This window comes from Salinivibrio sp. ES.052 (assembly GCF_900141775.1).
GTDB lineage: Bacteria > Pseudomonadota > Gammaproteobacteria > Enterobacterales > Vibrionaceae > Salinivibrio.
The window spans coordinates 1,200,744-1,212,586 of record NZ_FSRI01000001.1 but is presented as its reverse complement, the minus strand read 5'-3'; the positions used below and the strand labels follow the sequence as shown (position 1 = coordinate 1,212,586).

At 49.0% G+C, this 11,843-nt stretch carries 11 protein-coding genes; 5 read left to right on the top strand and 6 right to left on the bottom strand.

From position 1 onward, the window contains the following. Positions 1-36 precede the first annotated feature (36 nt). Positions 37-351 (top strand): N(4)-acetylcytidine aminohydrolase, encoded by a 315-nt coding sequence (gene yqfB / locus BUQ98_RS05590; RefSeq protein ID WP_069590200.1) that lies wholly within the window; start codon positions 37-39, stop codon positions 349-351. A 91-nt stretch (positions 352-442) separates the two neighbouring features. On the opposite strand, the gene BUQ98_RS05585 is transcribed toward yqfB, so the two are convergent. The 3 genes from BUQ98_RS05585 to budA are packed head-to-tail and all read right to left on the bottom strand — an operon-like array spanning position 443 to position 3,729. After that, complete coding sequence (locus tag BUQ98_RS05585; protein ID WP_074212878.1) at positions 443-1,201, bottom strand: meso-2,3-butanediol dehydrogenase; 759 nt, start codon at positions 1,199-1,201, stop codon at positions 443-445. Positions 1,202-1,228: 27 nt separating this feature from the next. Further along, positions 1,229-2,911, bottom strand: coding sequence for an acetolactate synthase AlsS (gene alsS, locus BUQ98_RS05580; RefSeq protein ID WP_074212877.1), 1,683 nt, complete (start codon positions 2,909-2,911; stop codon positions 1,229-1,231). 41 nt (positions 2,912-2,952) lie between these two features. Beyond that, the gene (budA, locus tag BUQ98_RS05575; RefSeq protein ID WP_074212876.1) at positions 2,953-3,729 is read right to left on the bottom strand and encodes an acetolactate decarboxylase; all 777 of its coding nucleotides are present in this window, start codon (positions 3,727-3,729) and stop codon (positions 2,953-2,955) included. Positions 3,730-3,923: 194 nt separating this feature from the next. Between budA and BUQ98_RS05570 the strand changes: the two genes are divergently transcribed. Further along, positions 3,924-4,841: a LysR family transcriptional regulator gene (locus BUQ98_RS05570; RefSeq protein WP_074212875.1), complete on the top strand. Its 918-nt coding sequence runs from the start codon at positions 3,924-3,926 to the stop codon at positions 4,839-4,841. Here BUQ98_RS05570 and BUQ98_RS05565 read toward each other — a convergent pair. Both BUQ98_RS05565 and BUQ98_RS05560 read right to left on the bottom strand, forming a co-directional pair. Further along, positions 4,838-5,899 (bottom strand): hypothetical protein, encoded by a 1,062-nt coding sequence (locus tag BUQ98_RS05565; RefSeq protein WP_074212874.1) that lies wholly within the window; start codon positions 5,897-5,899, stop codon positions 4,838-4,840. The two genes, BUQ98_RS05570 and BUQ98_RS05565, sit on opposite strands and share 4 nt — an antisense overlap. 123 nt (positions 5,900-6,022) lie before the next feature. Beyond that, positions 6,023-7,072 (bottom strand): hypothetical protein, encoded by a 1,050-nt coding sequence (locus tag BUQ98_RS05560; protein ID WP_074212873.1) that lies wholly within the window; start codon positions 7,070-7,072, stop codon positions 6,023-6,025. A gap of 334 nt (positions 7,073-7,406) precedes the next feature. On the opposite strand from BUQ98_RS05560, the gene BUQ98_RS05555 reads away from it, so the two are divergent. The 3 genes from BUQ98_RS05555 (at position 7,407) to BUQ98_RS05545 (ending at position 11,121) form a co-directional block, all read left to right on the top strand. Further along, on the top strand, positions 7,407-8,177 hold the full coding sequence (locus BUQ98_RS05555) for a transcriptional regulator (protein ID WP_074212872.1): 771 nt from the start codon (positions 7,407-7,409) through the stop codon (positions 8,175-8,177). Positions 8,178-8,514: 337 nt separating this feature from the next. After that, a complete protein-coding gene (locus BUQ98_RS05550) occupies positions 8,515-10,008 on the top strand; it encodes an aerolysin family beta-barrel pore-forming toxin (RefSeq protein WP_074212871.1) in 1,494 nt (497 codons plus the stop codon). Between the two features lie 141 nt (positions 10,009-10,149). Continuing rightward, the gene (locus tag BUQ98_RS05545; protein WP_074212870.1) at positions 10,150-11,121 is read left to right on the top strand and encodes an ABC transporter substrate-binding protein; all 972 of its coding nucleotides are present in this window, start codon (positions 10,150-10,152) and stop codon (positions 11,119-11,121) included. On the opposite strand, the gene BUQ98_RS05540 is transcribed toward BUQ98_RS05545, so the two are convergent. Then, a complete protein-coding gene (locus tag BUQ98_RS05540; protein WP_074212869.1) occupies positions 11,087-11,695 on the bottom strand; it encodes a sugar O-acetyltransferase in 609 nt (202 codons plus the stop codon). The two genes, BUQ98_RS05545 and BUQ98_RS05540, sit on opposite strands and share 35 nt — an antisense overlap. Positions 11,696-11,843 lie beyond the last annotated feature (148 nt).

The window sequence follows — 11,843 nt, the reverse complement described above, 5'->3', positions numbered from 1 at the left end:
GCACTATAGGCCAACACAGTTTTGGAAGAAAACAACATGACTGCCCCGACCAAAATCACCTTTTTCTCCACCTTAACGCCCATGGTGGCCGCCGGTGTTAAAACCATCACCATTCGCGATGAATCCGAAAGTCACTATCAACCTGGTTCGCGCGTCGCGGTGCATCAGCTAGAAACCGATGATTATGTGTGTGACATTGTGATCGACAGCGTTGCTCCGCTTGCTTTCGAGGACATTAATGCCCGCCATGCTGAACAAGAAGGAATGTCGCTGACTGAGCTGAAGGCGCTGATTTTGCAAATCTACCCAGAACGTCCCCCGTTGTTTGTGATTGACTTTCACCTTGCGTAACGTCCTGTGCTTTTTCGCAGCGCGTGGATTGACAGTGCGCCATGAAAAAAGCGCCCGGTAAAACGGACGCTTGGTAACGTTTGGTGGGTCATCAGACGATTTTGGGCTGGCCATCCGAGGCGGTGGCGCCGCCATCAACGGGGAGGTTAACACCGGAAATAAATGACGCATCGTCACTGACAAGAAATGCTACCGCAGACGCGACTTCTTCAGGCTCTGCCGGACGACCAAGTGCGATACGCTCATTAAATTTTTCCCGCACCGATTCAGGCCAACCATTGGTCATGTTGGTCTTGACTAAGCTCGGGCAAACGGCATTAATACGTACTCCTTGAAGACCGTGATCGAGTGCCATTGCGCGTGTCAAGTTCACAACCGCGCCTTTGGCGGCACAGTAAAAAGCCGCGCCCCAATCACCGCCTAGGCCTGATACTGATGCCGTGTTTACCATTGAGCCCCTGGTTTTAATTAACTCAGGCATGGCGTATTTGGCACAAAAAACCACACCATCAATATCTACTCCTGATACTTTCTCCCAGTCAGCCAGCGTGCCGTCAATGACCGAACCAGGCGTATGCACCCCTGCGTTATTGATCAGCATATCTAGCTGCCCAAAGTGGGAGACCACTTCTTGAATCATGGCTTCTACCGCTTTTGGATCTGACACATCGACGGAGAGCTTCAAAACGCGATCAGCATCGTATTTTGCTGCTGTGTCATTCAATGCGGCTTGGTTCCAGTCTGCAATCGCTACTTTTGCACCTTCTTGATATAAGCGGTCGGTAATCGCCGCGCCAATACCGTTGGCGGCACCTGTAATTAATGCCACTTTTTGATTTATACCTTTCATCGTTTTCTCCATTTCTTGTTTATTGCATTACGCAAAGACAGGATCCATACTGCCGGCCTCACGAGGGGCCATTAGCTTGTAGTTGTCACTGTAATCAACGGGAATCGCGATCACGGCGGGCCCTTCGGTGTCCATGGCTTGTTTCAATTGGCTGGCGAGCTCTTCTTGGCGAGTGACCGCAAAACCTTTAGCGCCAAAGGCTTCGGCGTAGGCTTTAAAGTCAATCGGGCCGAATTTCACACCGGAAAAGCGCTGATATTTTTTGACCTCTTGCATCTCTACCATGTTGTAGGCGTTGTCCACCCAGATGATGTGTAGCAAGTTGCATTTGAGGCGGACGGCGGTTTCAAGCTCCATGCTCGATTGCATAAACCCACCGTCTCCGGAAACGGACACCACTTTGCGATCGGGATTGAGCAAGCTAGCGCCAATCCCCCAAGGAAGCGCAACGCCCATGGTTTGTTGCCCGTTCGAAACCAACAATTGACGGGAACGGAAGCAGTTGAGGTAACGGGCAATCCAGATATGGAAGCTGCCCATGTCTAGGCACAAGGTGGTGTCTGGAGTGATCACATCCTGCATCGCCTTAATCACATGCAGTGGATGCATGGCAAAATCTTGGTGTGAACGACTGTATGCACGAATGGCTTGGCGCTGGTGGGCGACTTCTTCAAGCAGATCTACCGTCGAGGCGGGCATCAGCCAGTGATGATCGAGTTGCTCGGTAAGCGCATTAAGGGTTGGCTCAATCTGGCCAACAAGCTCGACACTTGGGCGGTAATAGTGCTCAATTTCTGCGGGTGCCACATCAATATGAACAATATCGGTATGTTGGGTATTCCAAAGCTCAGGATCGTATTCGATGGGCCCAAAGCCAATGGTCACAATTAAGTCCGAATTCGCAAGTAGGAGATCACCGGGCTGGTTGTTGAACAAACCTACGCGACCCGCAAAGCGCTGATAGTAGGTGATGTCTACGGTGCCAGCGGCTTGATATGTCCCGATAACGGGAAGTTGGGTACGGTTTAACAACGCGCGAATGGCAGCCGCATTCTCGGGGCGGCTGGCTTGCAAACCGAGTAAAAATACTGGATTACGCGCCGCTTTGATTTTATTTGCCGCTTCGCGGATAGAGCGTGTATCGGCCACACCTAGCGGGGCAGGGAATGAGGGGGCGAGTACGCCACTCTCCACGGGTTGATTGAGAATGTCCATGGGTAGACTGACAAAGGCAGCGCCTGGGCGACCGCTTTCCGCTGCACGGAAGGCGTTGGCAAGAATTTCAGAGGTGGCTGAAGCAGCTTGTACTTCGGCACTGTACTTGGTCACCGAATTGAAAATGCTGACGGTGTCGAGGCTTTGGTGGGTTTGTTTTTGTTGATCGGCCCGTTTTACCGCACCACCCAAAGCGACCACCGGATCGCCTTCGGAATTAGCGGTCGCCAGTCCGGTAACCAGGTTCGTGCAGCCCGGGCCGGACGTTGCCATGGTCACGCCTGCTTTACCGGTTAAGCGGCCAATTACACCGGCCATAAACGCGCCATTGGCCTCATGGCGGACTGGGATCATTTTGATATTGGTATCTTCAATCGCATCAAAGAGGCGATCAATTTTTGCCCCCGGAATACCAAAGATATAATCGACGCCTTGGCGTTCCAAGTGTGTTGCGACCAGTTGTGCGCCTGTGTCCCACTGTGTTGTTTTTGTCATGTTGGGCTCCTCGTGAGGTTGACTCCCTAAGGGAGGTGATATTATTTTTCTGCTTGTTCGATAGCGGCGTGTATGTTGTCCGGGGTTAAGTTCGCACCGAGGAAGCTGGCATTGGTCGGAAGATCAATGACCAGTTTTGAGACCCGACCAATTTGCAACGTGCCACAGGCCAATTCGTAGTCTTGGACATGGCCGCCGCCTGCGCGAGTGTCAGTGATAAAGTGCTCGTGATAGCCGGCGACATTGATTCCTTGGGTATATTGTGGGCTGCGGAAGCCAGCTATCACGCCATTGACATGGTCAAAGCGAAACTCAGGTTGTGCAGCGATGGCCTCAAGCATGGGTTTGTACGGTGGTGTTTGTTTCGGCACGGTGCGGGTGCGCACATGCTCAAAGGCACCATCGATACGAACCGCACAAAAAATGTTATCGCTTGGCACCAAGCTATCGATGACATCATGCAGCTCTTGGCGCGACATGGGGTGATCAAAAGACTGGCTGATCTCTGGTTTGAAGAAGGTCATGACCGCAAAGGGGGTCTTTTGGTCCGGGTCGGCATGACGTGCCGAGCCATCACCACGTAGCTGGAATATGGTTTTATCAAACGCGATGAGCTCACCGTCGAGTTGGTTGAATGTGCCCAGACCGAAGTCGCCATGTTTGAGGAGATCGGCCATGGTGGTGTCGCCTTCGTAGACGCCATCAATCAGGGCACTCATCAAGGAGGTTTGATAGATTTCTCCCTCACCAGTGTGTTGGTGATGTTGAACGTAGGCGGCCGCAATGTGCTCGGCACAGTGGCAGGTTTGGGTGCTCATAAAGCGTCCTCGTTAACCGTGTTTAACAACCGTTCTGGTAACCAGACGGTCAGTCGTGTGAAACCTATGGTTATGATGCGAGCTGACGTGAATAGCATCCAATACAAAAAAGGTTGGCTTTGATATCGAAAAGATATAGCACATGAAAAACGTGGTAAGATACTGAATATCAGCGATTTCTCAGAGGTAAGGTGATGGAGATAAGGTATTTGCGGTATTTTGTAACGGTGGCAGAGTGCCGACACTTCACCCGCGCAGCCGAAAAACTGGGTATTGCGCAACCGCCACTGAGTCAACAAATTAAAAAACTCGAGCAAGAGGTGGGTGTGCCCTTGTTTGAACGCTTATCGCGTGGGGTGGCGTTAACACCCGCCGGTCAGGTGCTTTATGGTGATGCGGTGAAAATTTTAGCGCAGTTGGATCATGCGGTGCAGCGGGTCAAACAAGTGGCGCGGGGGGAGCGGAATCAACTACGGCTTGGGTTTGCCAGCTCCACGGTGGTCAGCCAAGCGGTGTTGGAGCTCGTCAGGCGGTTGCAGCAGGCGCACCCAGAGATTGATTTTCAACCGGTAGAATTGCCTATGCCTTCTTTGGTGGAAACCTTACGCCAACAGGATGTCGATCTCGCCTTTCTTCGCCTGCCGTGTTATGCCAGTGAACAGGTAGCGCATACGCCGCTGTTTCCTGACCCTTTTAAGCTGGTCGTGCCCGCTAATCATGCATTTGCACAGCAGTGTAGTGTGACGTTGTCACAACTAGGCGATGACCCGATTATTCTGTTTCCGCGTGATATTGGCCCAGGGTTACACGATGCCTTAGTGGATGCCTTAAAAGGGGCAGGACTGGCGCCATCGAATGCTTCGCTAGCGCCGCAATTACATTCGGCAACGGCGATGGTGTCAGCGGGGTTTGGAATTGCCTTAGTGCCTGAGTCACTGACTACGCAATTGAGTGATCATGTTGCAGTGGTAAGTGTTGAGGACATGCCCTTGGTGAGTCATGTCGTGTTGGCGTGGCAGCGTACGAATACTGCTCAGGTGGTACGCCAGTGCATCCATACTGCACGCGAACAAATAGAACGTCTGGAGACAGAGAGACTCACGGACAATTAAGACTGTTGAGCGGCATGCTGCAAAAATTCCAACTGCATACGTTCTTGCTCGCTCATTTGATAGGGCTCGTCGGATAACTGCCCTGTATCAAAAATGCCGAGGAAATAATGGTCTTCTGGGCTGATGCCAAATTGTGCTCGCTCACCGGGATAGCCTGACATACGCTCAATAACGACGTCTTTCAGTTGCCATTCATCGCCATAACCGCTCATTGAGGCTCTAAACGCTCGAAGTTCCAGAGTTTGCACTCCCTCACTGAGGCGTGTCTTGCTGGTTAATACCGCAACAGGTTGATCGTCAGCAGTAAATAAATTGGCACGTACTCGGTAAATACCGCTTTTGTCGATATCCAAAACGAGCGGGATAACCATATCCGGCCCGCGGCCGAAAACCGGCTTTACCCCTTTCATTTCCGCAATGGGTTGATAGAGACGAAAGTCGGCGGTGAGTACATCATCGCCGCTATCAAAGTTCAGCTCAGCTTTGAGGCGAAGTTCAATAGGCCAATCGGCTTCAGGCTCAATCAGCCATTGATTTTCTGTAACATTTAAGCTCATTAGCTCTCGATTGGTGTCAACATCAATGACCGACACGGTTGCCTGTTTCAGTGATGCAGGAGTGACAAGCGAGGCTTTAATGGCTTCTGGATAAAAGTACCGATATTGGTTGAGCTTTAACGCCGCTTTCACCGATCCATCAAGAATGAACATTGGCGTTGAAATATACCGGTTCCAGTGTAAATAGGGGCTTTGCTTTGATGGAATAGGGATTGAGTACGCGGGGTGTTGGATTTGCTCTGCGTAATCAGCGGCAATATAGCTCAGTGTCGGAGCCATCGACGTTTGTACCACATCGGGTTCGATAGTTGGTTGGTATTGTGTCTTGCGGAGTGCGTCTTCAGGGGACGAGGATATGTCTTCACTAACATGTGGGGGCGAAGATGTGTGATCACGCTCGACCATACGCTGTGGTTTCGAAGAGTCAGGGGCATCAAGCCATAAATACGCTGTCGTTCCCATTGATACTAACAAGGTTACTGCGAGCAGCAGTCTAGTCATAACAATCCCTAATTAATGTGTTACCGACAAACTATCATGAGTATAAAAACTGAGGAAATACAATGAGCTGCTCGATAACACGGAAAAGAGCAGCTTTGTTGGTAAGGTCACAGAGTTAGTCGCTCATTGCGGGAGTGCGCGTACCAGTTCTGACAAGGTGTCACGGTCTGAATCACGGACGAAGCGGTATTTCTTGCCAAACCAGCCATCTTCGTCAACGGTCTCGACAGTGATGCGAGATTGATCACCGAGCTCAAGCTCTGGATCGGTGGCGGTCACTTTACCTTTATGCCACGGATTAAAGATAGTCAGGTGGCTATACTTGTCGCCCATCAACAGTGGATAGTGTGAAGGCATAAAGCGTCTGACCCCTTTGTGGACGAAATCGAGTTTACCGTTAAATTCAATCGCGGTTGAGCAGCTATCAAATTCATCGACATCGGCGGCGCCGCACGCGGAGTGCGCGGCAACTACACCATCATCACTGCCGGGGATAAAGGGCGATGTTGCGCCCAAGAAGTCAGAGCCATTACCGACAAAGCGGATGCGCGGCACACGGTTATCTGGCCATATCGCGAGTTGGCGGGCGTTGGCTACTTTCAGATCGTTGAGCACGCCGATGTTATCTTTGCTAGGGAGTTGTCCCATCCACAGTGAGACGGCTTTTTTCATGGCATGATTTAGCCAACCGCCTCCTTCGGCAACATTCACCGCGATGTTAGCCAGCTCCACACCGCCGCCTGCACCCGCAAAGTCAAAGGTGCCGACAATATTGAGTGGTTTAAGGCCCGCGTTATTTAGCCAGTTCTCTTGATTATCTAACAGGTAGCGAGCCACTAAGTCGCCGGTAGAGTGGGTCACTAAAATGCAGCCGGACAGACAGGTTTGTTGCTCTGAAAGGGTTTTTAACGCCGGCCATAGATAATCTGACGCAATTTTTCCTTCGATGCGCTCGTGGGCGGGCCAGTCAATACGGGCGTCCGCATGCTGTAGCCAATAGTTTTGCCAATAGTCAGCGCCATCTTTTGTGACTTGATCACGATCAGGGCGACTCTGTAATTGTTCGGGCTGAAACCCATGAATTAACACCACGTTATATAGCCCGATTGCCGCAAAGGAAGAAGCGGAAAAAAAGGCTGTCAGTATCAAAAGCACGCTATAAATAATTTTCATGTTTGTTGCCAACCTGTTTTGAGTAAACACTCAATATTATATAGCTGATTATGAAATCATTACCATAATAATAAACTAGTCAATAATCAGGAGCATAAGTGAAAAAAGTGAGATAATGTCCAATTTATTCTCTTGTTTTGTCTAGTAAATATCCGTAGTTTGCTTTTCTGGTGATCGAGTTGGTTGCTTTATAACCATTTTGTTTTGGTGGTTATTATTTTTTTGAATATTAATATCGGTCACAGTGATTGTTGAAATGTGATCTTGTTTCTAAATAAAACGACGTTCATCGCACTAAATAATTGATTGTTTTATTATCAAAAAGAAAAAGCCTATGATTTACTTCGATAATGTTGCTCGGAAACTACAGTACAATACTAAATCCACCCGCTTGGGCTTTCGAGAAGCCTTAGTGCTGGAGTGCTTGCTGGCACATGCGCCGGAAACGGTGTCAAAACAAACACTGATTTGCACTGCGTGGGGGAGTGAGTACATTGGTCACACTTCTCTCGCTAAGTCGATTAGTGCGCTGCGGCGGGGCTTGCTGGCAATAGGCGCGGATACCGCTATTGTGGTGACAGTGCCTAAGCAAGGCTATCGTATGGTTGAAGGCGTGATGGAAACCATCACAGCGGACGAGCCACAGGCGATGCCGGATCCCCATGAAGAAAATATTCCGCCAGTGGCTATAGATGCAGTGACTGATAAGCCTCGTGTACCTGATAAGGCAGTGATGAGCAAACCAATACGTCAGTGCGTGATCATGGCATTGATGCTACTCGTTTGTGTGGCAAGCAGCGTGTTTGTGGTCGGTAAAATCAATAACTGGCGTTGGAGTGATTTGGTCCAGCGAGGAGGGCTGACTCAGAAACGCGTAGGCAGCCTTTATGTCTTTTATCCTCAAGATACACGGCTTGATTTTCCTATGGAGCAATTTTTAACTTACAGTCAATGTGATTGCCTCGTGTATCTAGAAAAAAAACATAAGTATGCGACGATGCATTTTGTATCAAGAAAGACTCATCGCAGTGTGCTTATCCGTTATTCGCCTTTTAATGTTGCACATGCCACCAGTGAGATTAAACAGTTCCTGTCTGGAGAATAGATAATAGAGTATTCACTTTATTTTTTTTGCCTTTCCTAAGGCGTCACTCCATATATTTTCATGTAGGCTGCCGATTATAAAACGCCCTGCCAAAATAATAGAGCCTTAACTCTATTAGTGTTTTTTTAGTTATTTTTCAAGCGTTTTGTTGCTGAATCAATATCACGGTTTATTTTCTGAAAAGAAATGTGAATTCACTTTAACCTTATGAAGTAAAAAGGGAATTTAAATCATCGGGTTTCATTTTGTTTTTGTTTTTAGGTATGGGAAGGTCAAAGGGTCAGCTTCTGAACGGGTGACAATACACTAATAACATTTAACAAGAGGAAGACGTCAAATGGTGACAATCTCACGTGTAACAACGTTGACTCTCTCTACAATCGCGGTGCTCGTTAGTGCGGGTGTTGCTCAAGCGAGAGTTTATCCCGATCAAATTGTTCTCGATTCCTTAGGCGATGACCAATGCCGAGCGAACTATCGACCGTTAACTGTAGACGAAGCAAGTACCCATCGAGACTATTTGACCGATCGCATGGGGCAGTGGCAGATTTCCGGCCTAGCAGGTAACTGGGTCATAATGGGCAGTGGGTACAATGGCGAAATCAAACAGCAGTCTGGTGCGCCAGCCGATACTTGGTGTTATCCAGAAAACGATGAGGGCGAAATCCCTCATTATGCTGCCAAGAGCATCCCTGAGGGCACAGAACTTGATATCCAGTATGCACTCGTGAATAACCGCAGTGAGTTTGTTAAACCACTGAGCTATCTCGCGCATTACCTCGGTTATGCATGGGTAGGTGGAAATCACAGTGACTATGTCGGTGAAGATATGGACGTCTGGCGCTCAGGTGATAAGTGGTATATCCGCGGTAATAATGATGGGGGCTGTGATGGATATCGCTGTGGTGATAAGACCACTATCACGGTCGATAATTTTGCTTATACCCTCAATGATAGCGATTTTTGGCACGGTGATGTGGTCGAGTCTGACCGCCAGTTAGTTAAAACTGTTTCAGCGGTAGCACGAAATAATACCGATATTGATCAACAGGTCGTGGTCGATCTTAAAGTCGATGAATCCACCAGTTGGGAAAAAACCAACACCTATGGCTTTTCACAAAAAGTGGAAACCGAAAACAGTTTTGACTGGCCGTTGGTGGGCGAGACCAAGTTAACCATTTCGTTTGAGGCAAACCAAAGTTTTGCCAGCAGTAATGGTGGTACGAGTAGCGAGCAAGTGACCTTGCAAGCACGTCCATTTGTCCCGGCGAACTCCGAGATTCCTATTCGCGTTGAACTCTATCGTTCGACTATCTCGTACCCGTATCGCTTTGGTGCAGACATTAGCTACGATGTGAACTTGAATGGTTTCTTGCGTTGGAGCGGAAACGCGTGGCATTCGCACCCTGAAAATCGTCCTACACAGAGTCATACATTCACCATGGGGCGCAGTAGCCAACCTTCCGCGGATATTGCTTACCAGTGGCACCATCGCTATATCCCAGGTGAAGTAAAATGGTGGGATTGGAGCTGGGCAGTCGAACAGTACGGCTTACCCAGCATGCAGTGGGCGATGGGGAAAAGCTTACGTCCTTTCTACTCGTATGTTTCTGGTGACTTTAATGCCGAGTCGCAATACGCAGGGACAATCGAAGTCGGACAAGCGAAATCGCAAATGTCGCACCAAACGACACGCAGTAAGCGTTCTGCGACACCCATGGCTAGCCATGATAGCGCCAATGGGGTAGAGCTAATCTCCAACTTTGACCCCGATGAACTCGCGAGCCTCGGTTTCGAAAATGCCGAGCTGACTATCAAACCTGTCAAGTAAGCAGTAAAAGCAAGCGGTAAGTAAAAGTGTCGTATCCAGTGATGCGGCCTTTTTATTTCAGGTGGTTTCTTTTGTTACTTCCCGCATCTAAAAAACGTGTTCTACAGTTGTAGAGGGTTTAACCTGCGTCAAGGAGCCACAATGAGATTCTATTTACAAATCCTAGCCTTTTATCTAATGAGTATTGTGCCCGTATGGGCTGCCGATGTACTGCTGATTGAAAGCTATCACAAAGAGTACGGTTGGGATGAAAGCTATATCCGCGGCCTTGAAAGTACACTGGGTGATGATGTGACGTTACATACTTTTGAGATGGACACCAAACGCTTGCCCAAGTCCCAGTTTGACGCGCAAGCGGATAAAGCGTTGGCGATTTATCAAGAGATTAGCCCTGACGTTGTTGTTTTAGGGGATGATAATGCGCTGAGCTATATGCTGCCAAGGCTTAAGAACGAAGATATCGATATTGTGTTTTTAGGCATTAACTCCAACCCACGTCGATTAATGGCTAAATACGCCGGTACGGCGCGAGTCACCGGTGTATTGGAACGTCCCTTGTTTGCTCGCAGTATGAAAGAGATGAGCGAATTGCTAGGGAAAGATCAAATGAAGGTCAAAATCCTGTTTGATGCAGGCACTACGGCGACTATCGCAACCGATCATATTGCTAACCAATACGAGGACTTAAAACAACAGTTGGGAATTGATGCCACTATTGAGAATCACCGTTTGTTCTCATCGTGGAAAAGTTCGGTGGAACAAGCCGATGAATATGATGCGATTGTCGTTGGTTTATACCAGATTATTCGTGATGAGTCGGACAACGTGGTTGATGCTAACAAAGTGCTCTCATGGACCAATGAAAACAGTGAAACGCCCTTGTTCGGCTTTTGGGACTTTTCGGTCGGGAAAGGCCAAACAGCGGGTGGCGTGGTGCTATTTGGCGAATCTCAAGGTGTGCAAGCGGGTAAATACGTCAATCGAATTTTATCCGGTGAGGATGCCTCTACGATTTCGGTGATCCATGGCAAAAAAGGCAGAGCGATTTATAGCGCCACAGAGTTTGAGCGCTGGGGGCTCACTCCTCTCTCTCATTGGCGCAATATTGACTAGTTGAGTTTGCTCGCGCCTCCTGCTTGCTGCTCAGTGCTTTGATGTGGCGAGCAGGGGTGCCACCGTAAAGGCTGTCAGGTGGCACGTCATGCTTAACCACCGCATTGGCGGCGATGACGCTGCGTGCCCCGATGGTAACGCCTTGACAGATCACCACGTTACCGCCAATCCACACATCGTCTTCTACCACAATGGGTTGGCACCATGTCTCCCATGCGCGGCGGCTTTGATAGTCGAGGGAGTGGGTCGGGGTGTAGAACTGCGTATTGGGGCCAATCAGCACATGGTCGCCGATGGTGATTGGCGCACCATCCAGCATGGTGACATTCATGTTGATTAAAGTGTTGCTGCCAACCTGAATAGTCTCGCCAAACTCACAATGGAACGGAGGTTGAATGACCGAACCTTCGCCGATGGTACGCAATAACGTGTTGAGTAGTTGCTTTCTTGTTGCAGTCTCTACGCTTTGATTGAATGCTTGCAAGGTTCGTGTGGCATGGTCTCGCCGGATATCAATGGATCCATCGCTGTCATCGAAGACAAATCCTTGGCACATCTTTTCCCATTCGGTCATGGTTTCTCCTTATTACTCCTGAACAGCGATACAAGGGCAGTCATTGCGGCATTATCTCAGGTTGTGAGAGAGTGAAAACAGAAATTATCCCTTGAGCGTTTTTCCTCTTTCTATTCTTTTCCCTTTCTATGGCTATCAAAGAAAAGCG